This window comes from Desulfovibrio intestinalis, from assembly GCF_014202345.1.
Taxonomy (GTDB): Bacteria; Desulfobacterota; Desulfovibrionia; order Desulfovibrionales; family Desulfovibrionaceae; genus Desulfovibrio; species Desulfovibrio intestinalis.
Genome location: NZ_JACHGO010000001.1, coordinates 264,400 through 280,359 on the forward strand (window position 1 = coordinate 264,400; position 15,960 = coordinate 280,359).

Consider the following 15,960-nt stretch of genomic DNA (forward strand, 5'->3'; position numbering starts at 1 on the left):
CTGCTTGTCAGCTGATTCCAATCCTTGGATAACTCGGCGAGCGCGGAAGTAGCTTTCGTCAACCCCAACTTCGCCCTTTACAGAAGATTCAGCCTTGCAGAAATGGGCCATGCCCTGGCGAAATGCCGCCAAATACCTATTCACAGTATCTCGGTTCACACCTGCGATTTGCGCAATCTGCAAGGCATCCAAGTCAACGGCAAAAAATCTCACGATTTAAATGATTTTGGCCTCTAAGATTTTCGAACGAGTCGCATACTTGTTTTTTTGATATACCTGGCTAAGCCAATCATGGTTGGCTTAGCCAGGCAAGACACCATTTTTATTATTAAAAAGCATGATAGTCTTTAAATTTTAGATAGTTAAAATGCAGTGATTGTGATATGATTCACTGTGCTTTCTATCGTCAACGCATCATAAGTGACAGGGGTGAGAATGCGTTCATCAAATTCAGAAATTATGTGCCGTGAGTTGTCAGATCTTCCTATTAAATTGCAAAGTGAGATTGTGTTTTCAGATATTCACATGGTGCCACGTGATGGTGGAATTTGGCTGATAGAAATAAAAACAGAAAAAATATTTGAGCTACTTTTTTGTCGAGGCATGCAATATTATAATCCAATAAAATTGCAGAAGGTGTGTGATAAAACAAAAAATTCAGATATTATATTTTATTGTCCAACAATAAATTATAAACCACGTGCATTGAATAGCTCTATAGAGTTAATGGATGGGCGACATCATTTGTTGGTGTTGCTTAAATGCTTCCCTGATGTTAAAATGCTTCCATTTGCTTTGCTTAAAGACGGAAATAAATTAGAGTTTGTTCTTGGGAAAATTCGTGAGGAGTATGGGGAGGCAAGGGTAATCACTTCATGTTAACGATATGCCATTCTTATCCGTTGCTGGCCACACTCGTTCAATCTCGTTCCGTCTGCTATCTACGGGAAGGGAGGCTGAATTCGACTTTGAGCCGTAGATATTTCTATGGGGGGGCGCAGGGGGGGATTTCTGGGGAGTTGGTGTTGTAAATTTAAAAATTAAACTCCAGAAGTACATCTTAGAATAATGTTTAAAATGTTATTATGGTCAACATACAATTAATCATGCTGATATGATAGTTGTAATACGTTGTGGTATTTTTTTGTTTGGAGGTAGAATGAAAAATAAAATAGATGAAATAGATGAACGTATCATATATTGTTTAAGAAAGAATGGGCGTATCACCATGAAAGAACTAGGTGATATGGTACATCTTTCTGGCCAAGCTGCAAAAAATAGGGTCGAGAAGCTTGAAGATATTGGTGTGCTTCAAAAATATACTATAAACATAGATTGTCCAGTTTTTGGTTTCAAAATTCATGCACTCATACGTTTGCAGATGGAAAAGTCAAATCTTGGCAATTATGAAAAAAAATTAAAGAATGACAGGTACCGCATGATACATTGCTACCAAGTTACGGGAGAACAATGTTATGTTTTTGATATGGCATTCCTTGAGATTGAAGATCTACATAGTTTTCTCAAGGATATTGAAGAGGTTGGTCGTTGTGAGGTAAATCTTGTTTTAAAGAACATGCAAGATTTTGAAGACTAAATACATTGAAGTCCTGTTCCTTTAAAAAGTTATCCCCCCATCCGAGCTGTCATAAAAATACTGCCAGAGGATGGGGGGGCTGTCAGGGAGTTTTCTCCGTTCAGATGTGTCGAAATCAGAAGCTGTAGTCTTCTCCGTCATTAGGCATGAAGACTTTGTTCCATATGCCGCGCTCTGTCAGACGTTCACGCATGGTTTCCCTGGTGATCGAAGCATGCGCCACATTATCCATATGGCTGATAATGATATTGGACTCAGGGCAAGCGATATAAACTTCATTGACATCATTATCGTCCATAATTAGCCGCCCTTGGTCAATAAATTCTGCTGCGCAGGCATTGAGGATGATAACATCGGGATTGAATTTCGTTAGCGTATCGGCCACTCCCGAATACCAGATAGTGTCACCAGCAACGTATAGTTTTTTTTCATTCTGGTGCTCAAAGATTACACCGCAGGATGGCCCACAAGGAATTTTTGTTCCGTGCAGGCCAGGGGTCTTAATAAGTTTAATGTCATGGAAAAAGGAATTTTCTGACAGTACGCTTACTGATGTGAAACCTGACCGCTTCAGAATCTCGCCATCATCTTCACTCTGCACAAAAACCGGAATATTTTTATCCATAGGAGCACCAACTGTGCCATCGGCGGCCATGTCAATATGGTCCGGGTGAACATGGGTCACGATGTAGGCATCGACGCCTCTCAAGATTTCTTCAACGGACATTGGCAAGTCGCACATGGGCATGGCAATCTTGGCTTGCTCTGGATTGCAATAGCGAAATGATGGGTCAGTAAAGGGCCCCATGCTGCCTTTTTCCCCCAACCAGGGGTCAGTCAAAAAGGTTTTTCCTGCATAATCAATGCGAACCATAGCACTTCGAATTTGCTTAATATTCATAAGTCACTCCTTAAAAGTTGTTTCCCGCACTCATTGGTGAGGAAATGTTTCTGATTAAGAGTGACCTTATCATTGTGGTTTTTGTGGATACAGGATCTAATTCTAAATTAACGATGTTTTTTCTTGAAAAAATCAAGTGAACCCCAACTCCCCCTAGTATCCGCTGTTGACCCTCCCTCAGAAAAGTATGCCATTGAAAAGTTAGTGATCCTGTAAAAACTGTGCTCCGGTTCTTCACTGGCGTCGGATGACAATTTCTGACTAGCTCTATTATTATGGGCCTGAAAGATATTGCCGAAGTTATACGAGAAACCCCAGAAGAAACAAAGATTATTGCTTCCTATCTGGACGCAGTAGGTCATGCAATGATTGGCAGAAAAGAAGTCCGCCAGTTCGTTAAGGTTGTTATAGCCAACCTTCAAGATGGTTATCCCCGAAGATGACGATCTGCTGAGATCCCAAATCTAAATATAGAGGGTTTAAACAGCCAGAAAATTTTCGGGACGCTATATGGCCTCTTTTTTTATTTTAACCCCGTGCTTTTTGCTGACGATGGCGTGCACAGTCGGGACAACTATCCCCCTTGTTCAGACTGTCGATTATCCCTCGGCCGGGTTTTTTTCTGGCGCATTCCAGCAATTGTTCCAACTGCCATTCCAGGTGGACAAGTGATTCTATTTGCATTCGCACATTGACAATATGTTTTTTTACCAGAGCATTGGCAAATTCACATCTTGCTTGTGGGTTATTTTTGTAAGCCAAAAGTTGACGAATGTCGGACAATCCTATGCCGTGTTGACGGCAATGTTTTATGAATCGCAGCCGTTCAAAATCGTCGTTTCCATAAATTCTGTAATTTGAATCGGAGCGGACAGGAGCATCCAGCAAACCTTCCTTTTCATAAAACCGTATCGTGACAGTCTGAATCCCAGATAATTTTGCCAACTCACCAATTTTCATTATTTTCCCACCATAAAAGATATTTGTTGGATTACCTTGACCTTATAGTGACTATAAGCATTAAAATTTCCAAAAGCTAGGACTGGCTGTGGCGTTAGCTTCAACACTTCAAATGCGAATGAGATCCCCATGAAAAAAGCATCTATTGGCCTTGCGGTTGAAGGCTTACCATTCATTCTTTTGTGCTCTTTTTCCGCCCTGATATTTTCGCTTATTGGCTGCTGGCCGTTGACACTTGTTCTGCTTGTGGCCACGTGGTTTTCCAGTCATTTTTTTCGTGATCCTGAAAGAGTCGTTCCAACCGAAGAGGGAATTGCCGTCAGCCCTGCGGATGGGAAAGTTGTTAAGATTCAGGAAGCGCCAGAGCCGTTTACGGGGCAACCTCGTGTGTGCATCAGTGTCTTTATGAATCTGTTCAACGTGCATGTGAACAGGGTGCCAGTAACGGCCAAAATCTCCGCTATTACCTATTATCCTGGAAAGTTTTTTAACGCCTCACTGGATAAAGCGTCCAAGTACAACGAACGGTGCGCCTACTCCATTGAAAGCTCGGATGGAAATTTTGTCATGGTACAAATTGCGGGATTGGTGGCACAGCGCATCGTGTGTCGTGTCGATGAAGCGGATGAACTGAAACGCGGTGAACGCTTCGGCATGATTAAATTTGGCTCCAGAGTAGACCTGTATCTGCCAGAAAACTACTCCCCCATTGTTTCAATAGGGGAGAGTGTGTTTGCCGGACAAACTGTTATAGCACAGAGGAAACAGTACTGATGACAGGCAATGACGCAATCTCGCCAAGACACGAATTAGACGGGGGAGCTATCGATCCTTGCCCTGATGATATGCTTGATTCTGTTGACCGCCGCATTCTCAACATCATCCAGAGTTCATTTCCGCTAGAGTCTCGACCCTATGCCGTTATCGGGCGGGCTGCGGGTGTGTCGGAGGAAGAGGCTTTTTCCCGCGTCCAAAAAATGAAGGGGCGGAAAACCATTCGTAGGATTGGTGCAAATTTTGACGCGGCCAAGCTCGGATTCAGGAGTACGCTCTGTGCTGCAAAAGTGCCGGAGGCAAAACTGGCCGCATTTGTGGCCGAAGTTAACGCCCATCCTGGCGTTACCCACAACTATCTACGCAGCCACGAATATAACGTTTGGTTTACTTGCATAGCACCTTCATGGGAAATGCTTTGCGCTATTGTTGACGGCATAGCAGATAAAATGGGCATTGCCGTTCTGAACCTTCCAATGACCAGACTATACAAGGTCAAAGTGGACTTCAAAATGGAGAAATAGCAAGCGGATAGTAATTCAACTTACTGTTAAATAGGAGAATTTGAAAAAGAGCGAACAACGCTAAGTTCGCCGTTACGAGCGAATTGGCAATGAAAAGTCTGCCCAAGCTGCTGCGCACAGTAAGGCATTTAACATCAGCATACTGCACTTTGTATGTCTTTGATGCCTTTGTGCGTTGACTCTTGAGAAATGGATCAACTATTTCTCGCTTGTGGCTTTTATAACCGCTTTGTACTTGTTACAGGCGGTTTTTTTGTATGGAGCTGCATCGTCGCGGTGTGCGGAAAACTCCAAAAGGAGTTTTTGTATGGATAGGGACAAAATTGAATTGGAAAAATTAGAACAACTTTGCCGTGAAGTGATTAGTGGGGTTTTGCTCACATGCGAATCGGAACTAATCAAGCATGGTGGAGAAATAAAGGGTCTACCATCTGCTGCAATGGCCGTGAGAGAATCCATCCTGACTTTTTTGGCTCTGATCAGTCTTGAATAGCATTCCTCACAATTTAACCCGTGCCGACATTTGTGGGCACGATAATCTGCGCTAGCGACATCCCTGGCTGTCAAACAAATTTCACCTACTCGTCTATTATGTCAAATTATGGCAAATCGACGAGTAAAAAAGAGTCCATATTTCGGCGAAGTATTACGCGCTTACAGGATTGAAAGGCAGCTCACACAAGAGCAGCTTAGTGAGCGTGTCGATGTTTTGCGGACTTTTATTAGCTCACTGGAAAATGGTGCAAGGCAGCCAAGTTTTGAAATGATCTTTCGGCTTGCCAAGGCGTTGGACACAACCCCCGGAAAGCTGCTTGACCCCGTTGCCGAAAAAATGGAACAACAATAACTACCGCTCCCTACTCTGTTGTTGCTTCCAGTGCTGCTCCTTCTCCAGCTTTTTTTTCAGCCGCACAATTTTGTTTTCCTCTACATGCATCCCCTTTCCCCATTTTTTCTGCGCGTACTGAACTGCTGTGTGCCGTGCGGCCTCATTGTTGCCCGAAAAGAGTATCTCCTTTCCGCTGTCCATAATTCTTCCGCCGTCGGGCAGGGAGAAGATGACGGTTCCCTTGCGGTCTATTATTGCAGAGAAATGGGCGGCAATCTGCTCCATGCGTAATATCGCCAAAAGCTGCTTTCTGCCCTGACAGCTCAGGTTTTCATTCTTCAAGGCGGCTACTTCCCTGGCTGCGTATTCTACCTGGATTTTTGAATGGTTCTCTGCGAACTTTTCCTTGCTGTGCTGTGACCATGCTTTTGCTCTAGTGGATTGCGGTTCCCGCTCCGGCTCCGCAGTCCTCTGTTTGGAACGCAAAATGGCTAAAGCGATTTCATTGCCCTGACCAGCTTTATATTGCAGGAAACCATTCCATGAAGTGAAAGGAACCTCTCCACGTATATCCTCACGAGTAGATTGAAACGGCAGTTTGGCTCTGGCGATTTCCTCTGCCTCATGCTTGTGGGCCAGTTGCAGCAGACCAAGGCGGTTCTTTTTTGCTATGTTCAGCCGTTCCAATTCCCTGCGTTTGGCCGCCCATTTTTCTTTGATCGCAACTATAGCAGCGCCTTCCTGATCCTTGACGGTGGCCAAGCCTGATTTTCGTTTTTCAATGCCTTGTTGGTATTCCGCATACAAAGCGCCGCGTTCTGGAGAACGATGCAAGGGGGTTGCCTGATACCGGCTTTGCTCTGGTATTTTTCCCAAGTTCCGCGCTGGAAGGTACAGCCCGAATTTTTCCTCCAACTTTTTCAGCGACAAGGCTCTGTCTACCATGCTGGCTTTTGCGGTATGCCGCTGATTATGGCGATCAGCCAGAATTAGACCGTTACCACGTGGTTTTATCACCAAGCCATGCCGGGCAAGCCTCTCATGAAGTGTTTGCCAGTCCGTTGCCGCTGTCAGAAGATATAAAATGCTGTCTCTGCGGCCTTGGGCATACGACTCAAATGATTGCTGGCCAGTATGGGTTTCAATAAGCATGGCTTTCGCGCTCAAAGGTCGTTGCTTGTCTTTAGTTCGGCCATTATCAATGGTAAGACCATATTCCCACTCCAGTTCTCGGCATATTTTGTCCCGCTTCCAGTAATCGCGGAATGGTTCATGCCGAGTATATTTCTCCGGGTGGATCATGCTGTATGCTATGTGCATATGAAGATTGGCCGTGTTTTTGTGGACGCCGCAATGTCGCTGATGCTCGGCATATCCCAATGCGGTGGCAAAGCGTTCTTCGATGACCCTGAAAAGCGCTGGCGTCAGCTTGGCCTCGTCCTCCGAGCGGAAGCTGATTATAAGGTGATAGGTCTTGCCCTGTCGGCTGCGAGTGTTCATGGCCTGAACATCTATGACATCGGCAATAGCCTCATGGTAATCATCGTCACCAAGGCATCCGGCGCACCAGCGCATGAGACATTTTTCGCCTCCATGCCTGGCATCGGCAATGTACTCTGCAAGACGGGCGTAGCTGGCATTTTTGGGGCTAATGTCCACTTTTTTGCTGATCATCGTATGACCGCTATGGCCTGCTGAACTTCCCGCTGCCGGGCGTCCAGCTCATGTAAAAGACGGTGAACTGTCTGCCTGTCCGCGCCATTTGCCAATGCCTGCTTCACCAGCCCGCCAAGTCTGCCGAGGTCGCCTTTTAGCCGTCGTAATTCAATCCTTGCCTCCTGATGTTCCAGGCTTGGGACGGAAAACCCAAGGCACACCCTTTTGCTGAACGTGGAAAGGGACAGCCCCGCCTTGCGGGCCGATGCTCTGATCTGTGCGTGTTCCTCTGGGGTCAGATAGGTTCTGAGAATCAACTTTTTGCTCGACACAAGGAGCCTCCTGAATTCTGGAGGCTCCTAGGCCTGCATAGTGACGATAAACGAGCCAAGCGTAGCGCCTGCCACGCTCCGGGTCTGGGGAATGGTATTTGCCCACGGCTTTCCAGTTCAGTCCGTGCCGGGCGATCTCTTCCGCAAGTATCCATGTACCCCAACGCTCATTGGTGGCCGGGTCGAGCAGTGATAGCGGGTCTATGCCGTAACGCTCCATCCACCATGAATTTATCTGCATTTTGCCAACGTCAAAAGACAGGCCAGCCGCAATCGCCCTTTGTATGAGCTGTTCCGCTTTCTCCCGCGTGGCAGGGGAGTAGGATCTTCCGGCTATATTGACCGCAAAAGGGTTTAGGCCGGATTCCTGAAGGGCGATAGCTTCCACCAGTTGGGCGGGCGGCTCTGGCTTGGCGTAAAGTTCCGCTGCAACTGTTGGCGTATGCAGACAAAGCAGAGCTACCAGCGTGAGTATTTTTTTCATTGGGCCAGCCCTCTGATTATGCGTTGAGCGGAACGCGAATAAGCAGCCCCGCAGGGCAGGAATGGAATGGAACCACTGAAGGTGGGTACACTTCCTCTGTCCTGTCCTCTTAAATGCCCATACAGTAGCATATGAATAGCGATTTAAGAATACATAAGCCGGTATTATGTTTACTTATTGCAATCTATGGCTATGGATTGTTGTCTATGCTTGCCGGCGCTAAATTATGAATGCGCTCCATCTGTGTATGGCTGAATATGCCTGTGCAGTGCGTTATGGGCAAAACGAGGAGCTTATGAGGATGACTTGAAGAGCGTAATCGGCTAATTTAACATCAGATGCTGCAAAAATAGATGCTACGGGTAGTAGATTTATAGGGGGGAAACTTGAATATTTCTCGAATGAAAATTGAAAATTTTCGGAATTTTTCCGATTTTGATGTGGCGCTTAATGGCAATATTGTCGTAGTTGGAGAAAACCGTGTGGGTAAAAGTAACCTGATGTACGCTCTTCAGCTACTATTTGACCCAGGTTTGCCAGATAGCGCACGACAACTCACCTTGGCAGATTTTTGGGACGGCTTGGAGGATATAGGCTCAGAGGACAAAATAACCATCATGGTTGAGATTGTAAATTTTGAAAGTGATCTCGATCTGTTAGCCATTCTTACTGATTTTAGAGTTGATAGTGACCCTCAGACGGTTCGGTTAACCTATGAGTTTCGCCCTAAACCAAGCCTTGAGAACGAGCCCACATCTGAAGATGACTATGAATTCATTTGCTATGGTGGCGAAAGCGAGACGAAACGATTTGGTCACGATTTGCGGCGCCGAATCCGACTGGACTTGCTTCCGGCTTTGCGGGATGCAGAGGGAGAATTGGCTAACTGGCGGCGTTCCCCATTAAGAACTCTACTTGAAAGAGCTTTTAGCAGTATTGACCGTGAAGATCTTGATGAAATCAGAGAGGCCATGGAGGGTGCAACAGACAAGCTTACTGAATTTGAGTCTGTAGAGACACTTGAAGGGCAACTTAAAGAGCTTTTTACAGAGATGAGCGGCCCCAAACAAGATGTAAAACTGAACTTGGGGGTTGCAACTACAAGCCTTGCTCATATTTACAGAAATATCAAGCTGTTGATTGATGAAGGACGTCGATCAATTTCTGATGCCAGTCTGGGCTCTGCAAACCTAGTGCTACTTACTCTCAAGGCTTTAGAGTTACAGCTTCAAATTGACGAAAACAGTCGAGATCATACTATTTTTGCAATTGAAGAACCTGAAGCCCATTTACACCCGCATTTGCAACGTTCTGTTTATCGTCATCTTTTTATGACATTTGCCAATGGGGAAGATAAAAATGCGTTATCAATTATTCTGACAACGCATTCCCCTCATATTGCGAGTATTGCCCCGCTGAGTTCTCTCCTTTTGTTAAAGGATACGGAAGATGGCACTATTGGTCACTCAACCGCCCGTATTTCGTTGACAGACGCGGACGTAGAGGATCTCGAGCGCTATCTCGATGTGACTCGTGCGGAAATGCTTTTTTCGCGAGGAGTAATTCTTGTTGAAGGTGATGCAGAAAAGTTTCTTGTACCTGTTTTTGCCAAAACGCTCGGTCACAATCTTGACTATCTCGGTATAACAGTTTGCTCCGTCTCTGGAACAAATTTCACTCCATATGTTAAATTTTTTAGTGCGCTAGGAATCCCATTTGCCGTTATTACAGATTGGGATCCCGCTGGTAAAAATAGACCACGGGGCATAAATCGCTCAAAGCAGCTAGTTTTAGTGAGTGAGGAAATTCGATCAGGTTCATCGCAAAAGGGCCTTCGAGGGGAGCTCAATCAATTATTGGAACAAGAAGGCGAAATTGTATTTTGCAATAGATGTGAAGACTTCGGCATCTTCACTAATTACCACACGTTAGAGGTAGATCTGTTTAACGATGGCTTTCACGAGGAGATCATTGCCACCCTTAATGAGCAACGGTGGGGGAGCAAAAGAAAAGGATGGATCGAGGAATGGTCTGCGGATAAAAGCATGCTGGATGTTGATATTTATTTGAGGCTGATCGAAACTATTGGGAAGGGACGCTTTGCGCAACGCCTCGCTTCCCGTGTTAGCGGCATGAAGCCACCTAAATATATACAAAAAGCAGTTGAATACGTGGTTAGCCGTGTCTAATAGCACTCTATATCTACGCGTTGCGGAAGACTTGCGCTTAAACAAAGGTCAGTGGGATGCTTATGAATCCCAAGGCAACTGTGTTGTCCTGGCTGGGCCAGGAAGTGGCAAGACAAAGACTCTGACGCTCAAACTCGCTCGTATGCTTATAGAAGACGTTCAAGCGCCACGAGGACTCGCCTGCATCACTTACAACAACGAGTGTGCTAGGGAACTGGAGGAACGTCTTGGAGCACTGGGTGTTGAGCCAGGAGGACGTGTATTTATTGGAACAGTCCACTCTTTTTCGCTTACCCAAATTATTCTTCCTTATGCAAAAGTAGCTCAGATGGGTTTGCCTGATGACTTTAAGGTGGCCTCGCGTTCAGAGCAAAGAACGGCTTTAGAGCGTGCTTTTTTTCAGGCCATAGGAGGCCCAGAAAACCCACAAAGTTGGGATTTGCCGATGAATAGGTACAGGAAGTCGATCATTGATCGAACAGGCAGGGAGTGGAAAGAACGGGATCCTCAACTCGCCCAACTTGTAGAAACATTTGAAACAGAATTGCGAAAAGTTGGGCGTATTGATTTTGATGATATGCCCTTGCTGGCAATAAGATCTTTACAGCAACATAATTGGTTACGGAACGCTTTGTATGCAAAATATCCCATTCTTGTTGTTGATGAATACCAAGATTTAGGCTTGGCTCTCCACCAGATGGTGATGGCACTTTGCTTCAACACGGGTATGCGTCTTTTTGCAGTTGGCGATGTAGACCAATCCATTTACGGATTTACAGGCGCGAGTCCAGAACTACTTCAAGAGCTATCTGAGCGTGATGACGTGGAAACTATCAAGCTTCGTCTGAACTATCGATGTGGTTCTCGCATTGTCACTGCCGCGACTTATGCTTTAGGAGAAGACAGGGATTATGAGGCGGCAAGGGGGACTGGGGAAGGGACAGTTTATTTTCACCCACAGAATGAGGCCTATCCGACGCAGGCCACCTTTCTATGCTCCACTTTGTTGCCAGAGATACGTACGCGGCTTCCCCATCTGAAGCTCGGTGATATCGCAGTTCTCTATCCTGCTGCATTTATAGGCGATCATGTTGCCGAGGCCGCTCAGACGGCAGGGCTTTCAATCCTCCGAAGCGATGGGAATGCACTTTATCCACGTGGAAGTCGTCTTATGCGTTGGCTGGAGCAGTGCGCTGAGTGGTGTTGTGGTGGCTGGAGACGTGGTTCGCCACGTTTTGGGCGCATAACTAGTGAGGGACAACATTTATTTGCAGAAGTTCTTTCAACTGAAGATGCGCGACTTGTTTTCCAGCAAAGACTTATTGATGTATTATGGGGGCAAAAAAATGAATCTGAGCTTTTAGCTTGTTGGCTTCGAAATTTGTATGATGCCTTAATCAGTGATTTAGCGAAAGCATGCCGAACGATGGAAGATGACGTCGAAATCTTACGTGCATTTATTGGACGTTGTTCGGAGGGTGATTGCCAAGCAATGACTATTAGCCAATTTGCAGGTCAAGGAACTGGGCTGGATAGCCTCAATTTGACCACGTTACACAGTTCTAAAGGACGAGAGTTTTCAGTTGTTATCATGTTTGGCATAGATGCAGGGCGACTACCGCGAAGAAATTTAACCAGCCGTGAGCTGGTCGAGTCACGACGGCTGTTTTATGTTGGTCTTACCCGTGCCAAAACAGAAGTGCATATGATGTTCTCTGCCCGTAACCCGTCACAATTTATATCTGAGCTCCAAAGGCGTCTTGATGAATAAAGATTGTTTTTGAGGTTATCCGCTATATTAATTTGAAGGCAACCCAAGTTTATCAAAAAAGGCCTTATTTCTTTCTTTTGCCGCAGTGATTAATCGGTCAAAGCCAATGACTTCAATATAGGCATTATGGGAAGGGTTGTAGCCAAAATAGCCCATATGGTCACTGGTAACAGTTAGTGCCGCGTTTTGTGCGCGAGTTTCCATAGTAGGTGTCAAGTCTGCTAGAATGTAGCAAAAGGCAGGTATTGATGCTGACTGAGGAATTGCCCGTCCGTCTTTTGTTTTTGTTCCACCAGCACGAATTTTTTTTACATATGCCAAGGCTTGCTCAATGGGGTTATCTTCCTCGCCCTCAGAGAAGTCATTACGCATGGGTCTCTTTATTTCAATGACTGTAATACTTGCTAGTGGAAGCTGTTTGCCGTTATTGACGAGCAAAGGGTTATCATACACACCGAGCGATACAATATCCGGCCTTACTGTTTCTTCAGACTCTGTTATTGGCATGACCTTTAGAGCTTTGTCAGATGCTAAATAATTATGAAACGCGAGACGTTCATCAATAAGCCATAAGTTTGCATTTTCCAATTTTATTTCATCAGATTCAACCTGCATTGGCATTATAAGGCGGTGGACAATATTTTCTTGCGAATATTTTCCATCTCTATGTCGCAGGATGATTTCTTCAAAAAAATCTAACACTACTTTTCTATGGAAAACATAGTTGGCCAAATCTGCCATTTTTATGTCATTAACCTTAGCGAGATAGTCATTTAATCGCTCGCTATAGTCTTCAAATGGTTCATTTTCTTCTGGTGTGGACAATTCATGCCCTTTCGATATGACTTCTACTTCAAGCTCAGAAAGCTTTTTGTACAATAGAATATCTAATTCCTTGTCTGTGGTGTCGGGGTCTACTGAGAAGTTTGGATAATGGCGCATTATGGATTTATACTTTGGTGCGGTATTATCAACAAATACCTCCACTCGTTGCCGTCCTGTTTGCTGGCTTGTCGCCAGCGTATCGCCAATTTTTTCGGAAATTTTGCTCAGAACAACCTTATCTATATCGTCAAACACGATATCATTAACAATAACACCAACAGTAGCGTTAAACAAAGAGCCTTGGTCGCCTTCACTCCTGCTATCTTCTATCTCAAATCCTGTTCGCTCAGAGCGAACGCGCTCATCTAAGAATGGTGATGTTACGAAGCACATGTAAGCGAATGCACCATATTGATCTGCAATGCGTTTATATAATCCGGGTATTTTATTTGTTATATTAACTTTTTTTACGAGGCGGCTTGCAGCGCAGTAGCAGATTTCATGATTGCTCAAACTAGGGTTTCGAGCCTTTATATATGTCAACTCAAACCTATGACTACCAATGCTTGCAAAGTCATATTCAATATTCCCAAGTGTGTAGCTATCAAACAAAGCATCCAGCTCAACGCTCTCGTCGCCATCAATAAGTTTTATCTGTGGTCTTCCGCCCTCTCGAATAAAGTACCAAAGGCAATGTTCCAGTAACAACTCAGAGATTTTATGAATTGTTTTTGGCGCATACTTTCTATATGCAGGGTAAAATTCTGACATTGTAACAGTCGTTTGAATAGTCGTTGCCGTAGTCGGCTTGCCCTCTGGGGCTGAGGGCATGACACCTTCTTTGCTGAATGAAAAATTCCGCTGACGCATGCTACCATTTGGCTCTGCATAACGGCTCAACACCTCAACTGTTTTGAACGCCTTGAGCCATAGAAGCCTCCCTACGCCGCGACACCCTTTTTGTTCTTTATAATCGCTATCAAGAGTCTTGAATGACTCCATATTTGCATCATTAAAACCAACTCCGTTGTCTATAATCGTGAACCCCTTTATTTCAGGTAACGCTTCGACTCCTGCTTTTCGAGGTTCATCATTAAGCAGATCAACTTGCGGAGTTTCTTTAGGTTCGCGCAAAATGTGAACGGTTATCGAACGACCTTCAGTGGCACTGCCGGCTTCATTTTCACATGCATGAATCGAGTTAACAACCGCCTCAAACAATGGGAGCAGTGCATGGGTTCGCGGAAGCGGAGTGTTCCGCAATCTACCGGCTAAATTTGTTGTCAAACTCATCGCAAAAACTCACTGTTAGCACTGTTGGAGTTAATTTTTGTTTGTAAGCGTTCGCATTGCTCCAGAATAATGTCAAACTCTAAAGCCTGTGTTAGCAAAATTCCATCTTGGATCATGCTGTTATAGTCTTCACGCAGGGCTTCACGCGCTGCCCCATCAGGCACAAGGCATAGCTGCCCATTCAGGCACTCCCGATAGTCAATGGGCGCTCCAGCCTGATCCTTTTCCTGAAAGAACATAGCCTTGTGCCGCACAACCTGTTCCAGCCAAGACTTATCTGTAAGTGCGTTCTGGATGCGCTCGGTTGCTGCCAGTTGCAAAAGATCGTGCCAGTGCCGTGCAAAACGGTTACCGCGCATTTTTGCCTGACGGCAAAAGACGTGTATGGCTGTCGCTTTTTCCCAAAAGGTGCGTTCCATTTTCATGACCCGTGGCCGGGCTTGGGGAAAGACAATTCCAGGGATTAACTGGGCAAGGTCGCAGACAACTGGCAGAAGCTCACAAGGCTCGCCGGTAGACCGCGCTCCGAACTCCAACCGGATATGCGGTGCGACATATCCGGTGCCCTGTCGCAACGGCGGGTATTTCACAAGAATACTGTCATTGTCTTTGCCGATGATGGCGAGAGTGGCCTCCATGCCATTATCAGCCAGTTCCGCTTGGAGAAGTGGAATTACGCTTTCTTCGATCCATTGCGGTAGGCGGGAACGCACAGCCTTTGTCCATTTCGCGGCCTTGCTTGATGTGGGAGGGATTCCTTCTGGTTCTGTCACCATATCTGGAAGCAGACAGCGAATATCACAGGTGAGGTCAATATCCTCCGAAAAACGGTCAATGACGTTGTAAGCCTTGGAAAGTGATGTGCCTCCCTTGAAGGTAAGCCTGTCCGTCAGCGAGGAAGAAAAAAGGCAGGACAATGTCCAGACAACCCAAACGTCTTTTTCAAGAAGGTGGGCAGGGCGGCCAGAACGTGAAGAAGCGGTGTCCAAAAGTTCGGCCTTTTCCGACGTGGTAAGAGAAAAATATGTTTCAGGCATGTTGTTCCAATCGACTCACAGTTCTAGCCAGCCATGAGGGTAATTCAGAACGCACAGCAGCTACCGCCTGCCATTCTTTGGCGGGTATAATTTTGTATGCTTGCGGCATAACCATTTCTACCTGCTTCGGTCCAAGCCAAGCCAAGGCTCTAAGCAATGCGCCCTCGGAACTATCTCCAAAGAGTAATTGCCACGGTGGGGCGTGTTTGATTTCCAAAACACGAGAGCCTAGCCTCAAGGCACGGCTCCGTCCCGATGTCAAAAAAATCTCACGAACGGGCACTTGTGTGGTCAGGCCTAGGCGGTTAGCCGCCGCTGCTCCATGCGTAACCACTGTCTCACCAGTTTTTTTCGTCAAGGCAGCAATAAGTCGCTCCGGGGAAGGGGGGCGAGGGCCAAAGCGCCCCTGCAAGGGAAGCGTATACAGTCCCCTCCCAACCCGCAGTAGCTTATTTCCTTTCACCAAGCGGGTAAACGTCTGATCAACCGCTTCCCGGCTCGCTAAATGCAAAAAATCTTTGGGTGAGCAGACCCCGCCTTCGGGTAACTGGCCGGCATTGGTGAGTATATGTTGAGCAAGTGAAGACATGATGTACCTCTTATGTCAGAAATATATTCTAGTTTCTGACAAAGTCAAGATGCTCAACGGGAATCCTAATCAATTCTGTTCGCATTGGCCGCGCCGGAGGCGCGTGCCTTTCAGGCATTTAAGTATGGCTAAATTACCACAATAAGAAAGTTACGGTCTTAGCAGGATTGAGCAGCCAATTTTTTCAATGCTTACTTAG

General features: G+C 45.7%; 16 protein-coding genes and 1 pseudogene. 8 read left to right on the forward strand and 9 right to left on the reverse strand.

All coding sequences use genetic code 11. The annotated features are described in order from the left end of the window. Positions 1-30: 30 nt before the first annotated feature. Positions 31-216, reverse strand: a pseudogene (locus HNQ38_RS01170) (IS1595 family transposase); the annotation flags it as partial. Positions 217-435: 219 nt separating this feature from the next. Here HNQ38_RS01170 and HNQ38_RS01175 point away from each other — a divergent pair. Next, positions 436-882, forward strand: coding sequence for a hypothetical protein (locus tag HNQ38_RS01175; protein ID WP_183717445.1), 447 nt, complete (start codon positions 436-438; stop codon positions 880-882). Between the two features lie 277 nt (positions 883-1,159). Next, positions 1,160-1,597, forward strand: a complete 438-nt coding sequence (locus HNQ38_RS01180; RefSeq protein ID WP_183717447.1) for an Lrp/AsnC family transcriptional regulator — start codon at positions 1,160-1,162, stop codon at positions 1,595-1,597. Between the two features lie 115 nt (positions 1,598-1,712). On the opposite strand, the gene HNQ38_RS01185 is transcribed toward HNQ38_RS01180, so the two are convergent. Next, positions 1,713-2,498 carry an MBL fold metallo-hydrolase gene (locus HNQ38_RS01185; RefSeq protein WP_183717449.1) on the reverse strand — a complete coding sequence of 262 codons (786 nt, stop codon included), beginning with the start codon at positions 2,496-2,498 and terminating at the stop codon, positions 1,713-1,715. Positions 2,499-3,026: 528 nt separating this feature from the next. Continuing rightward, a complete protein-coding gene (locus HNQ38_RS01190; RefSeq protein ID WP_183717451.1) occupies positions 3,027-3,458 on the reverse strand; it encodes a MerR family transcriptional regulator in 432 nt (143 codons plus the stop codon). Positions 3,459-3,587: 129 nt separating this feature from the next. Here HNQ38_RS01190 and HNQ38_RS01195 point away from each other — a divergent pair, with 129 nt between their 5' ends. The 4 genes from HNQ38_RS01195 (at position 3,588) to HNQ38_RS01210 (ending at position 5,603) form a co-directional block, all read left to right on the forward strand. Then, positions 3,588-4,232 (forward strand): phosphatidylserine decarboxylase family protein, encoded by a 645-nt coding sequence (locus HNQ38_RS01195; protein WP_183717453.1) that lies wholly within the window; start codon positions 3,588-3,590, stop codon positions 4,230-4,232. A gap of 71 nt (positions 4,233-4,303) precedes the next feature. Continuing rightward, a complete protein-coding gene (ahbA, locus tag HNQ38_RS01200; protein WP_246387951.1) occupies positions 4,304-4,756 on the forward strand; it encodes a siroheme decarboxylase subunit alpha in 453 nt (150 codons plus the stop codon). Positions 4,757-5,063: 307 nt separating this feature from the next. Continuing rightward, positions 5,064-5,249 (forward strand): hypothetical protein, encoded by a 186-nt coding sequence (locus tag HNQ38_RS01205; RefSeq protein ID WP_183717457.1) that lies wholly within the window; start codon positions 5,064-5,066, stop codon positions 5,247-5,249. A gap of 108 nt (positions 5,250-5,357) precedes the next feature. Continuing rightward, complete coding sequence (locus HNQ38_RS01210) at positions 5,358-5,603, forward strand: helix-turn-helix domain-containing protein (protein ID WP_183717458.1); 246 nt, start codon at positions 5,358-5,360, stop codon at positions 5,601-5,603. Here the strand turns inward: HNQ38_RS01210 and traI are convergent, their stop codons facing one another. From traI to HNQ38_RS01220, 3 genes are read right to left on the reverse strand one after another with little or no spacing between them, the layout of a single operon-like run. Then, complete coding sequence (traI, locus tag HNQ38_RS01215) at positions 5,604-7,259, reverse strand: TraI/MobA(P) family conjugative relaxase (RefSeq protein WP_183717460.1); 1,656 nt, start codon at positions 7,257-7,259, stop codon at positions 5,604-5,606. After that, a complete protein-coding gene (locus tag HNQ38_RS14525; RefSeq protein ID WP_425485976.1) occupies positions 7,256-7,516 on the reverse strand; it encodes a plasmid mobilization protein in 261 nt (86 codons plus the stop codon). The genes traI and HNQ38_RS14525 overlap by 4 nt, the downstream gene beginning before the upstream one ends. Next, positions 7,410-8,057 carry a lytic transglycosylase domain-containing protein gene (locus HNQ38_RS01220; RefSeq protein ID WP_246387925.1) on the reverse strand — a complete coding sequence of 216 codons (648 nt, stop codon included), beginning with the start codon at positions 8,055-8,057 and terminating at the stop codon, positions 7,410-7,412. The genes HNQ38_RS14525 and HNQ38_RS01220 overlap by 107 nt, the downstream gene beginning before the upstream one ends. A 386-nt stretch (positions 8,058-8,443) precedes the next feature. On the opposite strand from HNQ38_RS01220, the gene HNQ38_RS01225 reads away from it, so the two are divergent. Together HNQ38_RS01225 and HNQ38_RS01230 are read left to right on the forward strand one after the other, a co-directional pair. Then, complete coding sequence (locus HNQ38_RS01225) at positions 8,444-10,246, forward strand: ATP-dependent nuclease (protein ID WP_183717462.1); 1,803 nt, start codon at positions 8,444-8,446, stop codon at positions 10,244-10,246. Continuing rightward, positions 10,239-12,017 carry a UvrD-helicase domain-containing protein gene (locus HNQ38_RS01230; protein WP_183717464.1) on the forward strand — a complete coding sequence of 593 codons (1,779 nt, stop codon included), beginning with the start codon at positions 10,239-10,241 and terminating at the stop codon, positions 12,015-12,017. Before HNQ38_RS01225 ends, HNQ38_RS01230 begins: the two co-directional genes overlap by 8 nt. A 27-nt stretch (positions 12,018-12,044) precedes the next feature. Here the strand turns inward: HNQ38_RS01230 and HNQ38_RS01235 are convergent, their stop codons facing one another. From HNQ38_RS01235 to HNQ38_RS14425, 3 genes are read right to left on the reverse strand one after another with little or no spacing between them, the layout of a single operon-like run. After that, positions 12,045-14,135: an ATP-binding protein gene (locus HNQ38_RS01235; protein ID WP_183717466.1), complete on the reverse strand. Its 2,091-nt coding sequence runs from the start codon at positions 14,133-14,135 to the stop codon at positions 12,045-12,047. Further along, positions 14,132-15,172, reverse strand: coding sequence for a nucleotidyl transferase AbiEii/AbiGii toxin family protein (locus HNQ38_RS01240; protein ID WP_183717468.1), 1,041 nt, complete (start codon positions 15,170-15,172; stop codon positions 14,132-14,134). The genes HNQ38_RS01235 and HNQ38_RS01240 overlap by 4 nt, the downstream gene beginning before the upstream one ends. Next, on the reverse strand, positions 15,165-15,761 hold the full coding sequence (locus tag HNQ38_RS14425; protein WP_221277762.1) for a DUF6088 family protein: 597 nt from the start codon (positions 15,759-15,761) through the stop codon (positions 15,165-15,167). The genes HNQ38_RS01240 and HNQ38_RS14425 overlap by 8 nt, the downstream gene beginning before the upstream one ends. Positions 15,762-15,960: the final 199 nt, after the last annotated feature.